General features: G+C 71.4%; 17 protein-coding genes. 6 read left to right on the forward strand and 11 right to left on the reverse strand.

Going from position 1 to position 20,972, the window contains the following annotated elements:
* The first annotated feature begins 220 nt into the window (after positions 1-220).
* The gene (locus Q0741_RS18300; RefSeq protein WP_298234624.1) at positions 221-1,483 is read left to right on the forward strand and encodes a putative zinc-binding peptidase; all 1,263 of its coding nucleotides are present in this window, start codon (positions 221-223) and stop codon (positions 1,481-1,483) included.
* 32 nt (positions 1,484-1,515) lie between these two features.
* On the opposite strand, the gene Q0741_RS18305 is transcribed toward Q0741_RS18300, so the two are convergent.
* Positions 1,516-1,782: a type II toxin-antitoxin system Y4mF family antitoxin gene (locus Q0741_RS18305; RefSeq protein WP_298234625.1), complete on the reverse strand. Its 267-nt coding sequence runs from the start codon at positions 1,780-1,782 to the stop codon at positions 1,516-1,518.
* A gap of 143 nt (positions 1,783-1,925) precedes the next feature.
* On the opposite strand from Q0741_RS18305, the gene Q0741_RS18310 reads away from it, so the two are divergent.
* The 3 genes from Q0741_RS18310 (at position 1,926) to Q0741_RS18320 (ending at position 6,044) form a co-directional block, all read left to right on the forward strand.
* Entirely contained in the window at positions 1,926-2,840 is a 915-nt protein-coding gene (locus Q0741_RS18310) for an SDR family oxidoreductase (RefSeq protein ID WP_298234626.1), read from the forward strand.
* Between the two features lie 226 nt (positions 2,841-3,066).
* The gene (locus Q0741_RS18315) at positions 3,067-3,780 is read left to right on the forward strand and encodes a PEP-CTERM sorting domain-containing protein (RefSeq protein WP_298234627.1); all 714 of its coding nucleotides are present in this window, start codon (positions 3,067-3,069) and stop codon (positions 3,778-3,780) included.
* Between the two features lie 104 nt (positions 3,781-3,884).
* Positions 3,885-6,044: an ATP-binding protein gene (locus tag Q0741_RS18320; protein WP_298234628.1), complete on the forward strand. Its 2,160-nt coding sequence runs from the start codon at positions 3,885-3,887 to the stop codon at positions 6,042-6,044.
* Between the two features lie 163 nt (positions 6,045-6,207).
* Here the strand turns inward: Q0741_RS18320 and Q0741_RS18325 are convergent, their stop codons facing one another.
* Positions 6,208-7,707, reverse strand: a complete 1,500-nt coding sequence (locus Q0741_RS18325; protein ID WP_298234629.1) for a sodium:alanine symporter family protein — start codon at positions 7,705-7,707, stop codon at positions 6,208-6,210.
* A gap of 437 nt (positions 7,708-8,144) precedes the next feature.
* Positions 8,145-8,366, reverse strand: a complete 222-nt coding sequence (locus Q0741_RS18330) for a hypothetical protein (RefSeq protein WP_298234630.1) — start codon at positions 8,364-8,366, stop codon at positions 8,145-8,147.
* On the opposite strand from Q0741_RS18330, the gene Q0741_RS18335 reads away from it, so the two are divergent.
* The gene (locus tag Q0741_RS18335; protein ID WP_298234631.1) at positions 8,365-9,276 is read left to right on the forward strand and encodes a glycosyltransferase; all 912 of its coding nucleotides are present in this window, start codon (positions 8,365-8,367) and stop codon (positions 9,274-9,276) included. The genes Q0741_RS18330 and Q0741_RS18335 overlap by 2 nt on opposite strands.
* Positions 9,277-9,499: 223 nt before the next feature.
* Here Q0741_RS18335 and Q0741_RS18340 read toward each other — a convergent pair whose 3' ends face one another.
* The 8 genes from Q0741_RS18340 to Q0741_RS18375 form a co-directional block, all read right to left on the reverse strand.
* On the reverse strand, positions 9,500-12,124 hold the full coding sequence (locus Q0741_RS18340; RefSeq protein WP_298234632.1) for a diguanylate cyclase: 2,625 nt from the start codon (positions 12,122-12,124) through the stop codon (positions 9,500-9,502).
* A gap of 30 nt (positions 12,125-12,154) precedes the next feature.
* Positions 12,155-12,967 carry an ABC transporter substrate-binding protein gene (locus tag Q0741_RS18345; protein ID WP_298234633.1) on the reverse strand — a complete coding sequence of 271 codons (813 nt, stop codon included), beginning with the start codon at positions 12,965-12,967 and terminating at the stop codon, positions 12,155-12,157.
* A 127-nt stretch (positions 12,968-13,094) separates the two neighbouring features.
* Entirely contained in the window at positions 13,095-14,150 is a 1,056-nt protein-coding gene (locus tag Q0741_RS18350) for an ATP-dependent 6-phosphofructokinase (protein ID WP_298234634.1), read from the reverse strand.
* Positions 14,151-14,209: 59 nt separating this feature from the next.
* Positions 14,210-14,521, reverse strand: a complete 312-nt coding sequence (locus tag Q0741_RS18355; protein WP_298234635.1) for a hypothetical protein — start codon at positions 14,519-14,521, stop codon at positions 14,210-14,212.
* Between the two features lie 163 nt (positions 14,522-14,684).
* Complete coding sequence (locus Q0741_RS18360) at positions 14,685-15,893, reverse strand: HlyD family efflux transporter periplasmic adaptor subunit (protein WP_298234636.1); 1,209 nt, start codon at positions 15,891-15,893, stop codon at positions 14,685-14,687.
* Between the two features lie 4 nt (positions 15,894-15,897).
* Positions 15,898-18,270, reverse strand: coding sequence for an FtsX-like permease family protein (locus Q0741_RS18365; RefSeq protein ID WP_298234637.1), 2,373 nt, complete (start codon positions 18,268-18,270; stop codon positions 15,898-15,900).
* 12 nt (positions 18,271-18,282) lie between these two features.
* Positions 18,283-19,008 (reverse strand): ABC transporter ATP-binding protein, encoded by a 726-nt coding sequence (locus tag Q0741_RS18370; RefSeq protein WP_298234649.1) that lies wholly within the window; start codon positions 19,006-19,008, stop codon positions 18,283-18,285.
* A gap of 241 nt (positions 19,009-19,249) precedes the next feature.
* Positions 19,250-19,555 (reverse strand): hypothetical protein, encoded by a 306-nt coding sequence (locus Q0741_RS18375; protein WP_298234638.1) that lies wholly within the window; start codon positions 19,553-19,555, stop codon positions 19,250-19,252.
* A 290-nt stretch (positions 19,556-19,845) separates the two neighbouring features.
* Between Q0741_RS18375 and Q0741_RS18380 the strand changes: the two genes are divergently transcribed.
* Positions 19,846-20,835 (forward strand): zinc-dependent alcohol dehydrogenase family protein, encoded by a 990-nt coding sequence (locus tag Q0741_RS18380; protein WP_298234639.1) that lies wholly within the window; start codon positions 19,846-19,848, stop codon positions 20,833-20,835.
* The last annotated feature ends 137 nt before the right edge of the window (positions 20,836-20,972 follow it).

The raw sequence follows: 20,972 nt of genomic DNA on the forward strand, positions 1-20,972 counted from the left end.
CCGTGGCGCGCTCGCGTACCGCGGGCATGCGCAGTGCCCTTGAACGCCAACCGCGGTCCCGCCCAGCGGCGGGCGCGCTTCGTTCTCAAGACCCGGACAAGGAAGCCAGGATCGGCCCGGGTCGCCCGCGGCCGGCACGCCACCTGCCCTGCGAGCCGGCGTCACGCGCCGAAGGCCGCTCCCGCGGGCCGCGGCGCCCGCATTGCCTCTGGAGCCTTCCATGTCCTCCGCCTTCGAGAAGATGTCCGCGCGCCTGCGCGCCGCCTGGAAACCCCACAAGCAGGCCACGACGCCGCGTGCCTTCCGCTGCCAGTGCGGGCGGCCGGTGTTCTTCCGCAACAGCAGGTGCCTGGCCTGCGACACGCCGCTGGGCTACGAGCCGCTGCAGGCGCGCGTGATGCCGCTGGAACCCGTGGGCGAGCACCTGTGGCGCGAGTACGGCGCCGGACTCAACGCCACCGCCTACAGGCGCTGCCAGAACTTCGACGCCGCGGCGGCCTGCAACTGGCTGCTGCCCGCCGACGAGAAGGACGCCCAGGGGCAGCTCAAGCCGCTGTGCATGGCCTGCCGGCTCAACCACACCATTCCCGACCTCTCGGTGCCGGACAACGCGCTCTACTGGAGCCGCATCGAAATGGCCAAGCGCCGCCTGGTGTCGCAGCTCATCGGGCTGGGACTGCCCGTGGTGCCCAGGAGCGAGGACCCGGAGCGCGGCCTGAGCTTCGACTTCCTGCGCGCACCCGAGGGCGGGCCGCCGGTGATGACGGGCCACGACAACGGCCTCATCACCATCAACGTCGAGGAGGCCGACGACGCCAGGCGCGAGAAGCTGCGCGCGCAACTGCACGAACCCTACCGCACGCTGCTGGGGCATTTCCGGCACGAGGTCGGCCACTACTACTGGGACCGCCTGGTGAAGGACACCGAGTGGATCGATCCCGTGCGCGAGCTCTTCGGCGACGACCGCATCGACTACGCCGCGGCGCTGAAGAAGAACTACGACGAGGGCCCGCCCGCGGACTGGAAGGACCGATTCGTCAGTACCTACGCCAGCTGCCACCCCTGGGAGGACTGGGCCGAGACCTGGGCTCACTACCTGCACATGGTGGACACGGTGGACACGGCGCTGTCCTTCGGCATCGACGCCGACGACGTGGAGATCGAGGCCGAGCCCTGGACCAAGGAGGCGCTGTGGCGCCCCGAGGACCCGGACGCCGAAGCCTTCCTGGGCTTCCTCAACGCCTGGACGGAACTCACGGCCGTGCTCAACGAGATGGCGCGCAGCATGGGGCAGCCGGACTTCTATCCCTTCGTCCTGCCCCGGCCGGCGGTGGCCAAGCTGCAGCTGATCCATGCCATCGTGCGCGGCGCCGGTGCGCCGGTGCCCGCGCCGGCGGCCCCGAAGGCCATGCCGGCCGCGGCGGCGGCACCGGAGCCCGAGGAACCCGAAGAGCCCACCGCACCGGCCGAGCCGGTGGCCTGAGAAAGCCCATCACGCGCGGGCCGGGCAAGCGCTCAGCGCTGCTTGGCCCGCACCACCAGTTCCAGCCCCAGCAAGTCCACGACGTCCAGCACCTTCTGCAACTGCAGCGTGGGCTTGCCGCCTTCCAACTCGACGATGAAGCGGTTGCCGGTTTGCCCCAGCCCCGCCAGATCGAGCTGGCGCAGCGACAAGCGCTTGCGCCGGGCCCGTACCACCGCCCCCAACGTGGCGGACGAGCGCACCACCGACTCCGTGGAGCCTTCAGTGCCGTCCGCCTTGACCTCCTGCAACGTATTCATGTTACTTATTGTTGCACCACTGTTGCATTCATGGGGCGGCGTGGGCCAAAGCGCCTGGATTCACCGTTGCTAATTCACGGGCGCGGCACTTGCCGAAGGGCGGCTGAATGACATCCACCCTTCAGCTTCAAGGAGCCGCCCGCATGAACACCCCGCTGTCCACCACCGCCTCCCGTCCTTTCGCCATCGTCACCGGGGCCTCGTCGGGCATCGGCCTTGAGCTCGCGCGCTGCGCCGCGCAGCGCGGCTACGACCTGCTCATCGCCGCGGACGAGGCGCAGGTCCACGAGCGGGCGCAGGAGCTGCGCGCCCACGGCACCGAAGTGCACGCCGTCGAGGCCGACCTGGCCACCACCGAAGGCGTGGAAAAGCTCTTCGCCGCCGCCGAGGGGCGCGCGGTGGACGCGCTGCTGGCCAATGCCGGGCACGGCCTGGGCAAGGGCTTCCTGGACCAGGACTTCGGCGCCGCCCGCCACGTGCTCGACACCAACATCACCGGCACGCTGCTGCTGCTGCAGAAGGTCGGGCGCCAGATGCGCGAGCGCCGCAGCGGCCGCATCCTCATCACCGGCTCCATCGCCGGCTACATGCCTGGCACCTACCAGGCGGTCTACAACGGCAGCAAGGCCTTCCTGGACTCCTTCGCCTACGCGCTGCGCGAGGAGCTCAAGGACAGCGGCGTCAGCGTGACCTGCCTGATGCCGGGGCCGACCGACACGAAGTTCTTCGAGCGCGCCGACCTGCTCGACACCAAGGTCGGCACGATGAAGAAGGACGAGGCGGCCATGGTGGCGCGCCAGGGCTTCGAGGCCATGCTGGCCGGCAAGCCGGGCGTGGTGACCGGGCTCAAGAACAAGCTGCAAGTGGCCGCGGCCACGGTGACGCCCGGCACGGCGCTGGCGCGCCAGCACGCCAAGCAGGCCGCGCCGGGCACGGCCCAGGTGCACCAGGCCAACAAGGCCAAGGCCTTGGCCGGCGCAGTGGGCGGCATCGCGCTGCTGAGCGCCTGGTGGCTGCTGCGTGGCCCAGCCTCGCGGCGCGGGCACGTGACGGTCTGAACCGTCACGCCCTGGCGCCATGACCGCCCCGGACACCGCCGGGGCACTGTCGGGTTTTTTTACACCTCAAGCCCGGCAACGCGAAAAACGTCACGCCGTCAGCGGTAAGCCACTGTCACGCAACGAGTTCTTGAACTGGATTCTTGAGGCATATCAGTTGCTAAACGTTGCCGCCCGGGCATCTCACCCGGGCGGTCCGTCTCAACAACCTGATGGGGAAGCCTCGATGAACCTGATCAAGCCATTGGTTCTGGCCGCGGCGCTGCTCGGCGCGCATGCCGCCCAGGCGGCGCTCTACACCAGCGATTTCGGCACGGCCAACGCCACGCTGAGCAACTGCGACGACTGCGGTATCGACGTGGCCTTCCCCGGCGCCGGGCAGACCATCGCGGGCCTGGCCGTGTCGGACATCTTCGTCCACAGCAACGGCTTCGCCTCCTTCGTCGACTTCGACCAGTTCAGCGTCCTGCACGCCGACCTGGACTCCCGGGACGATCTGCTGTCCAACGTCTACGTCAACACCGCCACGGCGGGCCAGATGGTCATCACCTGGCAAGGGATGGGCAGCTTCGACCACGACTATTCCGTGCGCAGCACCTTCCAGCTCGTGCTGCGGTCCGACCAGTACAGCCCCGCGCCGGGCGAGGGGCAGTTCGGCTTCTTCTACGGCGACATCACCAATCCCGACATCGCCGAGGTGGGCTTCCTGATCAACGACCAGTTCCAGGCCTACGTGCCCGGCACCTCGCTCAACAACGCCACGCCGGTCTGGTTCAGCCTCCAGGACGGCCAGGTGGTTGCCACGCCGCCGGTGGAGCCGGTGCCCGAGCCCAGCACGCTGGCGCTGGCCGGCCTGGCCCTGGGCCTGAGCGGCTGGGTGAGCGTGCGCCGGCGCCGCGAGGCCGCCATGGCCCGGCATCGTAGGCACGTGCCGGCCTGATTCGGCCTGGGACGGATTAGGCCGCGACGGCCCCCTCCGCCCCGTTCCATGCGCACCGCGGTGATAGTCTGCCGAGCCGGTCCGGCACCCCTAGAGCAGCCTGCATGCGCATCCGTCCCCAGCTCGTGTTGATGATGTCCGCGGTGGTGGCGCCGGTGGCGCTGCTGGCGGGCGCGTCCATCGTCGCGCTGGACCAGGCGCAGCGCGAGGTCCACGCGCAGCGCTACCTGGAGCGCGTGAGCGCCCTGCGGCTGGCGCTGGACAACGAGATCCGCAGCACCTCGCGCGTGCTCGAAGGCCTGGCCTTCGCGGGCGGCATCGCCGACCAGCCGGGCCAGGACGCCACGGCGCAGTCCGAGCTGGAGACGATGCTCAGGAGCTTTCCGAGCTGGATGACGCTGGGCGTGGTCGACGCCGAAGGCCGCGAGCTGCTGGCCGTCCACCGCGCCGGGCAGCCGCAGCACCCGGTGCCGGACCGGCAGACGCTGCAGCGGGCGCTGGCCGAGCGCGCCAGCGCGGTTTCCGACCTCGTGCCCGGCCCCGGGGTGGACAGTTTCCACACCTTCATCGTCACGCCGGTGGTGCGCGACGGCCGCGCGCAGCGGGCGCTGTACGTGGGCATCGACCACCGCGCCTGGCTCGAATTCCTGCGCAGCTACCCGGTGGCAGAGAGCGCGACGCTCACGCTCAACGACCGCCAGGGGCTGGTCATCGCTCGCACGCTCAACCCCGGGCAGTGGGTGGGCAAGCCTTCGGGAGCGCCCTTCTGGGAGCGCGCCCGCGGGCGCCAGGAAGGCACGTTCGAGAGCGTGGGCCTGGAGGGCCAGCGCTTTTTCATTGCCTTCAGCCAGCTGCGCACCTCGGGCTGGGTGCTGGGCACGGGCGTGCCGGTGGAGACGGTGGAGAAGGCGCTGCAGCTGCCCGCGCTGCTGACGGCCGGCGGGCTGGCGGTGGCGATGGCCGTGGCGATGGGCATCGCGCTGCTGCTGGGGCGGCGCATCACCGACTCGCTGGAGCCGCTGGCGGCGCTGGCGCATTCGGACGCGCACGCGCAGCCCGCCGCCGCGCCGCTGCCCATCCGCGAAGCCGAGGCCGCGCGGCGCGCGCTGCGCCGCGCGCTGGCGGACCAGGCCGACGCGCTGGCGCAGGCGCAGCGGCTGGACAAGGCCAAGGACGAGTTCCTGGCCATGCTCGCGCACGAGCTGCGCAACCCGCTGGCGGCCATCCGCTCCGCCACCGCGGTGCTGGGCAACCCGCGCGCGGACCCCGAGATGGAGAAGCGCGCGCGCGCGGTGCTGGAGCGCCAGGTGGGCCACATGGTGCGCATGGTCGACGAGCTGCTGGACGCGGCGCGGCTGACCAGCGGCCACGTCAACCTGGAGCTGCGCGCGCTGGACTTGGCGCAGGCGGTGCTGCGCGTGCTGCAGCTCTTCGAGCAGTCCGGGCGCACGGCGGCGCTGCGCGTCACCACCGAGCTCGCGCCGGTGCGCGTGCAAGCGGACGAGACGCGCATCGAGCAGATCGTCTCCAACCTGGTGGACAACGCCGTCAAGTACGGACGCGCCGAGGGACAGCTGCACATCCGGTTGCGCGAGCAACAGGGCTGGGCCGAGCTGAGCTTCAGCGACAACGGCTGCGGGCTGGACGCTGAGCTGCTGCCGCGCATCTTCGAGCCTTTCTCGCAGGGCGAGCGCCGCATGGACCGGGCCCAGGGCGGGCTGGGGCTGGGCCTTCACGTGGTGCGGCGCCTGGTGGAGCTGCACGGCGGCACCGTGCAGGCGCTGAGCGAGGGGCGCGACCGTGGCGCCACCTTCGTCGTGCGGCTGCCGGCCGCGCCGGTGCAGGACGAGGACCGCGCCGGCCCCGAAGCCGCGACGCGCCTGAAGCCGCTGCGCATCGCGCTGGTGGAGGACAACCGCGACGTGGAGGAGATGACCGCCTCGCTGCTGCGCCTGGCCGGGCACCAGGTGGCGTGTGCGGTGGACGGCGAGAGCGCCGTGGCGCTGGTGCAGGGGCAGCAGGCGGAGGTGGCGCTGGTGGACATCGGGCTGCCGGGCATCGACGGGCTGGAGGTGGCGCGGCGCATCCGTGCGCTGCGCGACCCGGCAGCGGTGGTGCTGGTCGCGCTCACCGGCTATGGCGACGGGCGCACCCGTGAGGCCGCCGCCGCCGCGGGCTTCGACGCCTACCTGCAGAAGCCCTTCGACCTGCACAGCTTCGAGCAGGCCGTGCTCGAAGCCTGGGCCGCCGTCAGGACGGCCTGACCGGCCTCATTCCAGTTCTCGCTTGCTAGTGAAGTATTCCGTTCGTCCTGAGGTATCGAAGGATGAACGGCCCCTGCCGTAGCGCCGCCATCGCAGCCTGTCGGATTCGTACTTCGATACCTCAGTACGAACGGGTCATTTCACGACCAAAGTGAAACTGGAATCAGGTGCCGCGCTCCGCCTGCGGCGGCAGTGGTTGCCCCGATGCGTTCCGCACCGTGGCGGGGGCCCCGCGCGGCGCGCTCCACCAGTCGGCGTTGCGTATGCCGAGCTTTCCGGGGTCGAACACCGGCTCCACGCCGGCACGCTTCTGCGCCTCGTAGTCGCGCAGGCACAGCAGCGCGGGCTTTTGCAGGATGAGGATGGCCACGATGTTGAGCCAGGCCATCAGGCCCACGCCCAGATCGCCCAGGTCCCAGGCCACGCCGGCGGAGCGCACCGCGCCGTAGGTCACCGACACCAGCATCGCGGCCTTGAGCACCAGGCTCAGCCACGGCCGGTGCACGCGGCGGTTGATGTAGGCAACGTTGGTCTCGGCGATGTAGTAATAGGCCACGATGGTGGTGAAGGCGAAGAACATCAGCGCCAGCGCCACGAAGCTCGCGCCGAAGCCCGGCATCACCGACTCCACCGCGGCCTGCGTGTAGCCCGGCCCGGTTTCCATGCCCGGCAGCCGCTCCACCAGGAAGCCGCCTCCGGGCGCCTGCACGTTGTAGCGGCCCGTCACCAGCACCATGAAAGCAGTGGCGCTGCACACGAACAACGTGTCGATGTAGACCGAGAAGGCCTGCACGTAGCCCTGCTGCGCCGGGTGCTTCACCTCTGCCGCCGCCGCCGCGTGCGGGCCGCTGCCCTGGCCGGCCTCGTTGGAATACACCCCGCGCTTGACGCCCCACTCCACCGCCAGCCCCAGCACGGCGCCGAAGCCGGCCTCCAGCCCGAAGGCGCTGCCCAGGATGAGGCCCACCATGGCGGGCACCTGCTCGATGTTGAGCAGCACGATCACCACCGCCACCAGGATGTAGGCCAGCGCCATGAACGGCACCACGATCTCGGCGAAGCGCGCGATGCGCTTGACGCCGCCAAAGATGATGAAGCCCAGCGCCACCACGATCACCGCCGCGCTCACCGAAGGCGCCACGCCCCAGGCGTTGTTCACGCCCGCGGCGATGCTGTTGGCCTGCACCCCCGGCAGCAGCAGCCCCATGGCGATGATGGTGGCCACGGCGAAGATCCAGGCGTACCAGCGCTGGCCCATGGCCTTCTCGATGTAGAAGGCCGGCCCGCCGCGGTACTGGCCGCGGTCGTCCACCTCCTTGTAGACCTGCGCCAGCGTGCACTCCACGAAGGAGGTGGAGGCACCCAGGAAGGCCATCATCCACATCCAGAAAATCGCGCCGGGCCCGCCGAAGGTGATGGCCGTGGCCACGCCGGCGATGTTGCCGGTACCCACACGGCCCGACAGCGACATCGCCAGCGCCTGGAACGAGGACACGCCGGCCTCGGAAGCTCGGCCGCCGAACATCAACCTCACCATCTCCGGGATGCCGCGCAACTGCATGAAGCGGGTGCGGATGGAGAAGTACAGGCCCACGGCCAGGCACAGAAAGATCAGCGCCTTGCTCCAGACCAGGCCGTTGAGGACGCTCACGATCTCAGCCATGCCACGCTCCTGTGCTCGCAGGCGCCCCCGGAGCAATCGGCCAGCCTGCGGCCGTTCGCCGGTCATGCATCGTCTCCTCTCCATCAGGGTGCCAACGATGCTCTGGCGCGACCAGTGCACGTCGTGGCGCCGGATCCCGGCCGCCTGCCGCTCCCGCAGCGGCATCCGCGGCGCGCGCCGTATCGCTTCGGCCGTGGCCTCGGTGTCGCAGGGGTTGGCCAGCAGCGCGTCGGTAAGCCGGCTTGGCCACCAGCTACGGGCTGGTCCCGGGCAGCAATGGGAGAAAAGTCCCGCTCGGGCAGGAGCAGTTGACTATTCCGGACCTCGTGCACCCCTGATAGCTTGACTGCCGTCACAAGGATCTGCGGAAAAATAAGCATCCTGATACGGACCCCAAGTAATTCATTGGCTCCAGAAATCCACCCGGACTGAGCTTGTCACAGCCCTGTGACGGCCACCGAACGCCTGCCCTTCGACAAAACCTGTCCTGAGATTGTCGAAGGACTCAGGGCGAACGGGAAAAGTCCGGCCCGTGATGAACTCAGGCCCGATTGAAAACCCCACACCTTCAACCATTCGGTTTGGAAGCCTTCATTTTCTCGATGCCTTTCCGTTATTTCACCCCCATCGTCTCCACACGCATAAATCAAATCCACCATGCACATTTCCATCGCCCCAGAGCACGATGCCTTCAACATTCCATTCAATTACATCGTCATCTCGCCCGTGCGCGACGAAGCCGACCATATTGCGAAGACCATTGCCTCGATGGCTGCTCAAACAATACTTCCGCAGCAATGGATCATCGTGGATGACGGCTCCACGGACGGCACTTCTCAAATCCTGGACCACAAAACAGCCGGGTTCGCGTGGATCACGGTCGTGCACCGGGTGGACCGGGGCTTCAGGGCGGCCGGCAGCGGGGTGGTCGAAGCTTTCAAGGATGGGCTGTCGTACCTGACGGTCAGCGCCTGGGATTACATCGTCAAGCTCGACGGCGATCTTTCCTTCGAACCGGACTACTTCGAACGCTGCCTCTCCGAATTCCTGATCGACCCATGCCTGGGCATTGTCGGTGGCACGGTCTACACCACAGGGAAACATGGATTGCGCGTGGATTCTCCCGGCGACCCCAGGTTTCACGTGCGCGGCGCCACGAAAATCTACAGCCGGGCCTGCTGGCACGACATTGAACCTCTGGTACCCGGGCCGGGCTGGGACACGATCGACGAAGTCAAAGCCAACCTGTACGAGTGGACCACGCGCACCCTGCCTGAAGCCAGGGTGGTCCAGCACAAGCCGACCGGAGCAGCGGCCGGAAAATGGCGGGACGGCGTCAAGAACGGTCAGGCCAATTATCTGACGGGCTACCATCCCCTGTTCCTGCTGGCAAAGTGCGTGAAGCGGACTTTCAGAAAACCTTATCTGCTCGGGGCCGTTGCATTGATGTACGGCTATTTTTTTGCTTATCTGGAACGCAAACCCAAGCTGGCGGACGAAACCGTCGTGCGTTACGTGCGCCGCCACCAAATCAGCAGACTGCTGTTAAGGCCCAGCATTTACGACTGAACTGAATCAGTGCCAGCCCGCTCTCGGGAGCGCACGCCCGCCGGAGGCGGGACAGCAAGCCGGTGACCAGCACTTCCAGCGTGGGCCAGGCAACCCTTGGTACAGGCGAAACCGCCACAACCGGCTCACGCCACGACCATGCGGCGGCATCCCTCGGCGCAGCGCCGGCACCCCTGCGCGCAGGGCTGGCACACGTCGGTCCACGGCCGGAAGCGCCCGCGCCTCAGGCCGCCGGCACCACCTCCGCCACCACCACCCGGTTGCGGCCCTGCTCCTTGGCTTGGTAGAGCGCCTGGTCGGCGCGGCCCAGCAGCGGCACGGCGTCGGTCTCGCCGGGCGCGAAGCCGGAGAGCCCAATGCTCACCGTCACGCCCAGCGGCCCGTCGGGGGTGGGAATGCGCTGCGCTCTCACCGCCTCGCGCAGCGCCTGCGCCAGCGCCAGCGCGCCCTGCGGCCCGGTCTCGGGCAGCAGCACCGCGAACTCCTCGCCGCCCAGGCGCCCGATGCGGTCCGTCAGCCGCAGCCGCTCGCGCAGCGCGGCGCTCACCTGCACCAGCACCGCGTCGCCCACGGCATGGCCGTGGCGGTCGTTGACGCGCTTGAAGTGGTCCAGGTCCAGCATCAGCAGAGCACCCTCATGCCCGTGGCGGCGGTAGCGCTGCAGCTCCTGCGCCACCTCCTCCAGGAAGGCGCGCCGGTTGAGCAGCCCGGTGAGCGCGTCGGTGGTGGCCAGGCGCTGCAGCTCCTGCTCCTGGCGCTTGCGCGCGCTGATGTCCTCCATCACGGCGATGAAGTGGCGCGGGTGCCCTTCATCGTCGGCCAGCGGCGTGACGGTCTGCGCCACGTGGTAGGGCGTGCCGTCGGGACGGCGGTTGACGATCTCTCCGCGCCAGACCTCGCCGGCCAGGATGGTGCGCCACATCTGCGCGTACACCTCGGGGCGCTGCTGCCCCGATCTCATCAGCTCCTGCGGCCGCCGCCCCACCACCTCGGCCAGCGTGTAGCCGCTGAGCCGGCTGAAGGCCGGGTTGGCCCATTCGATCACGGCGTGGGCGTCGGTGATCATCACCGCGTTGTCGGCCGCGTCCAGCGCCGCGCCCAGCAGCCGCAGCCGCGCCTCGGCGCGCTTGCGCTCGGTGATGTCCTGGAACACGCCCACGAAGTGGCGCGGACGCCCCTCGGCATCGCGGTCCACGGTGATGGTCAGCCACTCGGTGTAGGCCTCGCCGCTCTTGCGCCGGTTGACGATCTCGCCGGCCCACACGCCCTGCGCCAGCAGTTGCGTCCACATCGCCTCGTAGAAAGTGCCGTCGTGCTGGCCCGAGGACAGCAGCGCCGGCGTGTGCCCCAGCACCTCCTCGGTGGCGTAGCCGGTGATGCGCGTGAAGGCCGGGTTCACCGACACGATGCGGCTGCTGGCGTCGGTGATGATGATCGCCTCGGCGCTGATGGCGAAGACGAGGCTGTTCAGGTGCAGCGCCTCGTCGCTGCGGCGCTGCGCCGTGACGTCCAGCTGCAGCAGCAGCGCGCAGCGCTGGCCCTCGCGCAGCAGCGGGCGCACGAGGATGTGGAACCAGCGCGGCCCCTTCGCGCCGGTGGTCTGGAAGCGGCCTTCGTACTCGTCGCGCCGCCCGCTCAGTACCGCCGCGATGCCCTCCTCCAGCCCGGCGCCGCCGCCGTCCTCGGCAGGGAACAGCGAAGCCAGCGTGCCGTAGTGCACGTCCTCCAGCATCCCGGCCGGCAGCGCGGCGTCGCGCGCCATGTCGCGCCAGGCCTGGTTGAGCACCAGCGCCCGGCCGTCGGGACCGAACAGCGTCACGCTCGCCGGCAGCGCATCGAGCAGCCGCGCCTGCTGCTGCACCTGTTCGGCCTGGTTGCGCATGCGCCGCAGCGTGGCGCGGCGCAGCAGCCCGTAGCCCAGCACCAGCGTCACGGCGGCCAACAGGATCAGCGGCACCGCGATCAGCGCCAGGCGCTGCGCCTCCGCGCGCGCCTGGGACAGCGCCTGGGCCCGCTCCACGCGCACCACCACCGTGAAGGGCCGCGTGCGGTCGCCGCGCCAGGCCGTGATCCATTCGCCCAGGCCCTCGATCGGCTGCACCAGCGTGCCCAGCTCGGTGCCGCCCTGCCAGCGCCGCACCAGCACCTGGTTGGCCGCGCGCCAGGGCGGCGACAGATCCTCGCGCGTGCTCAGCAGCAGCGCGCCGTCCCAGCGCAGCACCTCCACCGCGCCGGGCGCCTCGGCATCGCGCACCTGCAACCGGTTGAGGAAGAAGTCCGCGTTGAGCGTGGCCACCACGCTCCAGCCTCCCGGCCCGCCGTCCAGCGCCACGGGAACGAAACCCAGGTCGCTGACGCTTGACGGGTCGATGCTCAGCGGACGGCCGTCGGCCAGGTCGCGCCCGGCCTGCGCGCTGCCGATGCGCAGCAGCGGCTCGCCGTGATCGACATGAGGCAGGAAGCCGCGCAGGTCCACGAGCCGGCCCTGGTTGGCCGGGTTGGAGCTCGCCACCACCACGCCGTGCTCGTCCAGCAGCGACAGCGAGCGCAGGTGCGGCGCATCGAGCAGCAGCTGGCGCAGCCGCTGCTCGCGCCCCAGCGCGCCACGGTCCTGGGCCTCGGCCTGCAGCAGCCCGCGCAGCGCCAGCTCCACCGTCGTCAGCGTCTGGCCGAAGAGGTGGCCGCTGTGGCGCGCCTGCAGCACCGCGAGCTGGCGGTGCGACTGCACCTGCTCCTGCGCCAGGCGCTGGCCGTGGTAATGCAGTGCGCCCAGTGCCGCCAGCGTGCACAGGACGATGGCCGCCAGGATGGACAGGTCCGCCAGACGGCTCCACTTCACCACGCGCATCGGCAGCCTTTTTCCGGGTTGGATCGGCGTTCAGGGCTTGACGACGATGGGCGTCAGCTCATGGCGGCGCGCCGCCTCCAGCAGCCGCCCGTCGCGCCGGATGCGGGTCGCGAAGGCCTCGACCTCCTGCCACCAGCGATCGTCGCCCGGCGCCACGGCCCAGGCGTAGGGCGTGACGTGGTAGGTGCTGGTGGGCGCCACCAGCCGCGCCCAGTCGGTGCTGGTGAGCATGCGGCGGCTGTAGGGGAAGTCGGTCATGAACACGTCGGCGCGGCCGGATTCGACCTCCTGCTCCCGCGCATGCGGCGTGTCCAGCACCGCGAGCTGCGCCTGGCGCAGCTGCTCGCGCATCACCGGCTCGTGCAGCGTGCCGCGCGCCACCGCCACCACCACGCCGGGACGGTCGATGTCGTCCCAGCCACGGATGCGGCGGTTGCTGCGCGTGGTGATGGCGTAGATGTCGCTGGCCAGGTGCGGCGAGGTGAAGCGCAGCTTCTCCTGGCGCGCGGGCGTGATGCCGATGGCGAACATCGCCACGTCGCAGCGGTCGCCCAGCACGTCGTCGAACAGCCGCGCGAAGCTGCTGTCCACGAAGCGCACCTCCACGCCCAGGTCCTTGCCCAGTTCCTGCGCCAGGTCGATGTCGATGCCGGCGAGCTGGCGCGTCACCGGATGGCGGTAGGAGATGCTGTAGTAGTCGGGCCAGATGCACACGCGCAGCTCGCCCGCCTGGCGCACGCGCTCCAGGCGGCTGCCCGTCTCGGTGGCCGCGGCGGCGCCGCACAGCGCCGGAACCAGCGCGAACGCCAACGCTCCTGCAATGCGTTTGAGGAAAGGCGGCATGGGGCCTCGTCAGAGCGTTTCAGTGATAACCCTTCTATCGGCCAGGCCGGCACGATATTGAGGTTTCCTGCCAGCTTGCCCGCTGACCGCGGCGTCCTCCCGGGCCGCCGGACGGCGGCCCGGCGGCTCAGGCCGGCTCGCCCAGGCTCACGCCGATCTCGCGCGCGCAGCCCAGCAGCGGGTGCTGCGCCGGAATGCAGCGCCGCCCCGTGGCCACGGCCTCCAGCCCCACGCTGGTGAGCTCGCCGCCCTGCAGCGTCACCATGCGGCCGAACTCGCCGCGGCACACCAGCCGCGACACCTCGTTGCCGTAGCGCGTGGCCAGCACGCGGTCGAAGGCCGTGGGCGCGCCGCCGCGCTGCACGTGGCCCAGCACCGTGGCGCGCACTTCGCTCTGCAGCCGCGACTGCAGCTGCGCCGCCAGCACGTGCGCCACGCCGCCCAGCCGCACCGGCTCGTCGCGGCCCTCGATGCGCTCCTGCACCACCACGTCGCCATCGCGCGGCCTGGCGCCCTCGGCCACGCAGATCACGGTGAAGCGCTGGCGCGCCTCGCGCTCGCGGCACACCGCGGCCACGGCCTCGATGTCGTAAGGGATCTCGGGCAGCAGGATCACGTCGGCCGCGCCGGCGATGCCAGCCTCCAGCGCGATCCAGCCCGCGTCGCGGCCCATGGTCTCCAGGATCATCACGCGCCCGTGCGCCTGTCCCGTGGTCTGCAGCCGCTCCAGCGCCTCGGTGGCGATGGACACCGCGGTGTCGAAGCCGAAGCTGCGCTCGCAGCCCACGATGTCGTTGTCGATGGTCTTGGGCACGCCCACCATCGGCAGCCCGCGCTGCCACATCGCCTGCGCGATGCTCATGGTGCCGTCGCCGCCCACGGCCACCACCGCGTCCAGGCCCAGCGCCCGCGCGCTCTCGACCACGCGCTGCACGCCCTCCTCGCCTTCGAGCAGCGGGTTGCGGCGGTTGCTGGTGCCCAGCACCGTGCCGCCCAGGTGGATCAGCCCGCTCACCGCGCGCCAGTCGAGCTGGCGCACGCGGCCTTCCTGCAGCCCGCCGAAGCCTTCCTCGATGCCCACCACCTGCGCCCCGCACTGGCGGATAAGCGACTTGGTGACGGCGCGGATCACCGCGTTCAGGCCGGGGCCGTCACCCCCTCCGGTCAATACGCCCACTCTCATGCACATGCTCCGATGGATTCACATCCCCGGAGTGTGCAGCCGGCGCCGCGGCGCGGACTTCAGGCCGCGTCGGCCAGGGCCCAGGCGGCGCGCTCGAAGCCGTCGTCGCCGGGGCCGTCGGTCTCCAGGTCCAGGCCCAGCCAGGAGGTCTCGTCCTCGATGCACTCGCCCTCGTCCAGCGCGGGCTCGCCCGGGGCGTCCATGTCCGCCAGCGCCAGCGCCAGCGTGCTGAACGGGCCGAATTCCTGGTGGCCGTTGACGTCGATCCAGTGGTAGCCGTCCGGCCGTTCGAACACGCGCTGCAGGCGTTCGTCGCCCAGCTCGGGCAGCGAGGGCTGTTCCAGGGTCTCAAGGTATTGGATCGTGCTCATGGTGCCCGGCGCGCTTGCGCCGCTCTCCGTTCTCGCTGATGTCACGCCCCCACTCTAGAAAGGCTTGGCCGGCGTGGATTGACCTCTCGCAAAGGGTCGCTGTGCTCTCCATCACGCCCATCGCCGCTTCGTGCATCCGGTCGCAGCCCAAGGCGTTCCGGCGTCACGACACCCGGCGCCGCTGCACCCGCTGCCCGTCGCGCACCGCGCTGGAGGGGTACACCACCACCTCCTGTCCCGGCTTGAGCCCGCTCTTCACCCAGGCCTGCGCGCCGTTGCGCGCGGCCACCTCCACCGGCTGCAGCACCGCGCGCTCGCCGTCCAGGCGGTACACCGCCATCGCCTCGCCGTCCTCCACCGGGAACACCGCGCCCACCGGCACCTGCACCGCGCCTTCCACCGACAAGGTGACGATGCGCACGCCCACCCGGTAGGCGTCGCCCAGCGCGCGCCAGGCGGCGGGGTCGCCGGCCAGGTCGATGAGCACGCGCACGCGCTGCTCCTCCACGCCCAGCGCCGAGACCTTGGTGAAGGCCGCGGGCTCCACCAGCCGCACCCGGCCTTCGAGCACGCCCGCGCCGCCCCAGCGCTCGATCAGCACCCGGCTGCCCGGCACGGCCTTGAGCGCGTCGGTGGTCAGCAACTCCGCCACCACTTCCAGCTGCGCCGTGTCGCCCAGCTCCAGCAGCGGGGTGCCCACCGCCACCGCGCTCTCGCTCTGCTGCGCCACGCGCAGCACGCGCGCGGCCACGGGCGAGCGCAGCACGAAGGCGCGTCCCTGCGCCGCGGCCGGGCCACGCTGCACGGCCGTCAGCGCCGCGCGCGCCTGCTCGACGTCGTGGCCGGCCACGTGCGCCTCCTGCACCGCAGCCTCCACGTCGCGCTGCGCGGCCTGCACCGCGAGCTGGTCGTTGTCGAAGCGCGACAGCGACACGAAGCCCTGGCGCACCAGTTCGCCGCTGCGCGCGGCCTCGGCGCGGGCCTGCTGCAGGCTCACCTGCGCGCGCGCCACGCGTGCCGCGGCGCGCTCGCGGCCGGCCAGCGCCATCTCCAGCCGCGCCTGCTGCTCGCGCAGCGTGCGCTCGTCCTGCAGCACCGGCAGCACCGGCGTGAGCAGCGCCACCGGGTCGCCGGGCCGCACCGCGTCGCCCTCGCGCAGCGCGATGCGCTGCAGCACCCCCGCCAGCGGCGCGCTCACCACGTAGCGGTCGCGCACGCGGGTCTTGCCCTCCTCCTCGATCACGGCCTCGAAGGTGCCCTGCGTCACCGCCGCGGTCTCCACCGGCACCGGATGCGGCGCGAAGGCCCAGCCCAGCAGCGCCACCGCCAGCACCGCGCCGGCGGCGGTGAAGGCCCAGGTCTTTCGCTTCATGGTTTCAATCCCTCGTCTTCAAGACCGCCACCATGTCCAGCCGGTCGATGCGCCGGCGCACCACCAGCGCGCTGGCCACGCCGGCGGCCACCACGGCCAGGGCGGCCCAGGCATAGGTGCGCGCGCGCACCACCACCAGGAACATGAACTGGTCGCTCTGCAGCGCCTGCGCCACGCCGTGCATCAGCGCATAGCCCAGCAGCATCCCCAGGGGCAGCGCCACCGCGATCGACAGCGCCAGCTCGCCCAGCAGCAGCGCCGACACCTCCGCGCGCGTGAAACCCAGCACGCGCAGGCTCGCCAGCTCCCAGCCGCGCTCGGCCAGCGCGATGCGCGCGTTGTTGTAGACCACGCCCACCGCGATCACCACCGCGAAGGCCGTCAGCACCGTGCTCATGATGCGCACGTTGCGCGCGCTGATCTCCTGCATGTTGCGCAGCATCGTGGCCTTGCTGAAGGCCCCGGCGATGCGCGGCATGCGCTGCGTGGCCGCCAGCAGCGCCTCCTCGCTGCCGCGCTGCACCGACAGCACGAAGCCGGTGGAGACGTCGCCGTCGCCCAGCAACCGGTTGAGCTGGCGACGGTCCATGTAGGCGTTGAGTCCCATCATCTCGCTGACCGTGGCCGACACCCTCAGCTCCAGCGTGCGCGGCCGGCCCACCAGCACCTCGGCGCGCACGCTGTCGCCCGGGCGCACGCCGAGCTTGTCGGCCAGGCGGTCGGTGAGCACCAGGCCGCGGTCCTCCAGCAGCAGCTGGCGCCGCTGCACGTCGATCACGCGGTAGAGCTCGGCGCGCGGCGCGTAGCCGCGGATCAGTCCGCGCTCGTGGCGCGGGCCGTGGCTGAAGTTCACGGGCACGAAGCGCGTGGACTCCACGCCCAGCACGCCCGGCAGCCGCGCCAGCTCCAGCCGCACGGCGTCGTCCACCGCGTCGTTCATCCACACCGTCACGTCGCCGCGCAGCGACAGCGTGAACTGCGTGTCCACCACCTCGTCGATGGCGTCGCGCAGGAAGTTGCCCATGATGGTGATGGCCACCGCCGCGGCGATGCCGCCGATGGACAGCGCCGTGCGCAGCGGCCGGCGCTCCATGTTGCGCAACACCATGCGCAGCGCCGGCGCCAGGCGGCGCACGCCCAGCCGCTCCAGCAGCGTGGGCCGGTAGCGCCCGGGCGCGGGCGGACGCATGGCCTCGGCCGGCGCCAGCCGCACCGTGGCCAGGATCGCCCCCAGCGTGCCCAGCACCGCGGTGGCGGCGGTGATGCCCGCGGCCACCGCCAGCAGCCCCGGCGCCACGCGGTGCTCGAAGCGCGGGAAGCGCAGGAACTCCGCGTACAGCCCGGTGAGCTGGCCGCCCAGCCACTGGCCCAGCGCCAGCCCCAGCAGCAGCCCCAGCGCCACGATCAGCAGCACCAGCTTCAGGTAGTGCAGCGCGATGGCGGCGTCCGGGTAGCCCAGCGCCTTGAGCGCGGCGATCTGCTCGCGCTGCGTGCCCACCAGGCGCGAGACCACGACGTTGAGCAGGAAGGCCGCCACGCCCAGGAAGATCGCCGGCAGCACGGTGCCGATGACGCGCTGCGACTTGATCTCGTTGTCCAGCATCACGTGCGAGCCCTGGTCGGCGCGGCCGTGCACGTCGCGCCCGCCGTAAGGCGCCAGGCGCTGCTGCAGCGCGGCGATCACCGCGGGCTCGGACGCGCCGGGCGCCAGCCGCACGCGCACCTGGTTGAAGGCGCCGCGCAGGTCGTAGGCGGCCTCCAGCACCTCGCGGTCGATCCAGAACACGCCGTAGCCGCGCTGATCGGGCATGCCCCACAGCCCGGCAAAGATGAACTCCGGCGACAGCGCGGTGCCGACGATGCGCAGCTGGCGCTGGCGCCCGTTCACCAGCACGCCCACGGTGTCGCCGAATTTCAACTGGCGCACCTGCGCGAAGGCCTCGGACACCAGCGCGGGAATGGCATCGTCCCGCGCCGCGCCGCCCTCGGCCTGCAGCGGCTGCCCGGCGCTGACGGTGACGCGGTTCAGGCGCTGCGGCGCGCGCAGGTCCAGCCCGATGAGCTGGCCGATCACGGGATCGGGCGAGCCGGGAATGGTCACGCGCACCATGGCCTCGACGCCGGTCTGCACCTCGGCCACGCCGGGCAGCGCGCGCAGGCTCTCCTGCAGCCCTTCGGGCGCGCGCTTGAGGCCGGCGAACACGTCGGCGAAGCGCCCTTCGGCGTAGTAGCCGTCGCGGGCCCAGGCCAGCGAGTCCACCGCCGACAGGCTGGTGAGGAAGCCTCCCACGCCGCTGGCCACCACCAGCGCGATGGTCAGCGCCTGCGACCACATCAGCCGCAGGTCGCGCAGGAGCTTCACGTCGAGCGCCTTCATGCCGCGCCCCGCTCACCAGACCAGTGCCGAGGCCGGCAGCTTGCGCGTGTTCACCTCCACGCGCTGCAGCCGTCCGTCGCCCATGTGCAGCACGCGGTCGGCCATGGCGGCGATGGCGGCGTTGTGCGTGATGACGATGGTGGTGGTGCCGGTGTCGCGGTGCACGCCGCCGATGACCTCCAGCACCAGCTTGCCGGTGTGCACGTCCAGCGCGCCGGTGGGCTCGTCGCACAGCAGCACCTCGGGACGCTTGGCGATGGCGCGCGCGATGGCCACGCGCTGCTGCTCGCCGCCGGAGAGCTGCGCCGGGAAGTGGTCGCGCCGCGGCGTCAGGCCCACGCGGTCCACCGCCTCGTCCACGGACATGGGCCGCTCGGCGATGTCGGTCACCAGCGCCACGTTCTCGCGCACCGTGAGGCTGGGGATGAGGTTGTAGAACTGGAACACGAAGCCCACGTGGCGGCGCCGGTACTCGGTGAGCGTGGCTTCGTCGGCGCGCGCCAGGTCCAGGTCGCCGAAGCGCAGTTCGCCGGCGCTGGGCACGTCCAGCCCGCCCAGGATGTTGAGCAGCGTGGACTTGCCGCTGCCCGAGGGGCCCAGCAGCACGATGAACTCGCCGCGGCGGACGTCCAGGTCCACATCCCGCAGCGCGCGCACCTCGGCGGCGCCGCTGCCGTAGGTCTTGCTCAGGCCGCGCGCGTGGAACAGCGGCGCTTCGGCCGCCGTGGCTGCGGGGATCGCGGCAGCGGCAGGGGCCGTTCCCGGCGGCCCGGACGTGAAGGCGGTGGCAGGCACGAACGCATCTTTGCCCCTGGATTCACGGCGCGGCTTGACGCGGCTCAAGCGACAGGCAGACCCGTGTCAGCTTCAGTGCTGTCCCAGCAAACCCAGCGCGCTATCGCATCCTGTGGGCCAAGACGCTTCGCACCGCGCCTCATCATCCCCGCGCAGGCGCACTGGGCATCGGCCCCGCGGCGCCTCAGGAGAAGGCGCGCCGCCAGCCTCCGAGCAGCCCCGCGACCACCAGCGCCAGGACATACAGCGCATCCGGTTCGGGGGCCGCGCCTTGCGGCGCCGCCTCGGCCGCGCTCGGGGCGGGGTTCGGTGCCTGGGACAGGCTCGGCGGCGGCAGGTCCGCGGGGGCCTGGATCGCGATGCGCGGCGCCGTGGCCGCGGCGGCCGGCGTGTCCGCCAGGCCCGGCGCGGGCAGCGCCAGCGCGCCCGCGGCGATCGCCAGCACGGGCAGGAGTCGGACCGGCAGCCTCCAGGGCCTGCGTGCGTTCATGCGACACCTCCAGGGTCGAGTCGCATGCGGCCTCCCCGACGCATGCCTGTACGGAAGGGCCGGCCCCGGGTCGTGGCCCGGCAGGGCTCGGCTTCCGCATGCACAGCATCGGCGCGGCCACGCGGCGCCGCCGTGACGCAGGTCAACGTCCGCGCATGCGGCCTTCAAACAGGGGCTTCACTCGGTGCTCGGTTGCCGGCGCAACCGGCATCGCACCGCCTGACCCCGCTCAAGATCCCGGCTTCGGGGCGACGCTCACAATGGCTCGCGCTTGAAGAGGAGGTGTCTCCATGAAAGCCATGGTGTTGCAGCGGCCCGGCACGCCGCTGGTGCTGCAGGAGCGTGCCGACCCGGTGCCGGGCCCGGGCGAGGTGCGGCTGCGGGTGCTGGCCTGCGCGGTGTGCCGCACCGACCTGCACGTGGTCGATGGCGAGCTGCCCGGCACACGGCTGCCCGTCGTACCGGGCCACGAGATCGTGGGCGAGGTCGAGGCGCTGGGGCCCGGCGTGGACGCGCTGCGCGCCGGGGACCGCGTGGGCGTGCCGTGGCTGGGCCACGCCTGCGGCCATTGCGACTACTGCGCGCACGGCCACGAGAACCTGTGCGACGCGCCGGGCTTCACCGGCCACACCCGCGACGGCGGCTTCGCCACGCACGTGGTCGCCGAGGCCGCGTTCTGCCTGCCGCTGCGCTCCCAGGCGGCCGACGCGGTGCACCTGGCGCCGCTGCTGTGCGCCGGGCTCATCGGCTGGCGCTGCCTGCGCGCGGCCGGCGACGAGGCCCGGGCGCTGGGGCTGTACGGCTTCGGCGCGGCGGCGCACCTGATCGCGCAGGTGGCGTTGCGCCAGGGGCGCGAGGTGTACGCCTTCACGCGCGCGGGCGACACGGCGGCGCAGGACTTCGCGCGGCGGCTGGGCGTGACCTGGGCCGGCGCCTCCGAGGAGCCGCCGCCGCGCCTGCTGGACGCGGCGATCCTGTTCGCCCCCGTGGGCGCCCTGGTGCCGCTGGCGCTGCGGGCACTGCGCAAGGGTGGGCGCGTGGTGTGCGGCGGCATCCACATGAGCGACATCCCGGCCTTCGCCTACCGGCTGCTGTGGGAGGAGCGGCAGGTGGTGTCGGTGGCCAACCTCACGCGGCGCGACGGCCTGGAGTTCCTGGATCTGGTGGCCGCCCGGCCGCTGGAAGTGCAGGCCAGCGTCTACCCGCTGGAGCAGGCCAACCAGGCGCTGGACGACCTGCGCCGCGGCCGGCTGCAGGGCGCGGCGGTGCTGGTGCCTTGAGGGCGCGCTGCCGAGCGGGAAAACACGGCCGGCAGCACGCCCGCCCCCGGCGAGGAGACGAGCCCACCCTCATTCACGGGTTGACACAAAATGAGCGCCTCGGCGCTGTTCTGGCCGGCCAGCGCTACCGCGGGGGC

The sequence above is a fragment of the uncultured Azohydromonas sp. genome (assembly GCF_937926365.1).
GTDB lineage: Bacteria > Pseudomonadota > Gammaproteobacteria > Burkholderiales > Burkholderiaceae_C > Azohydromonas.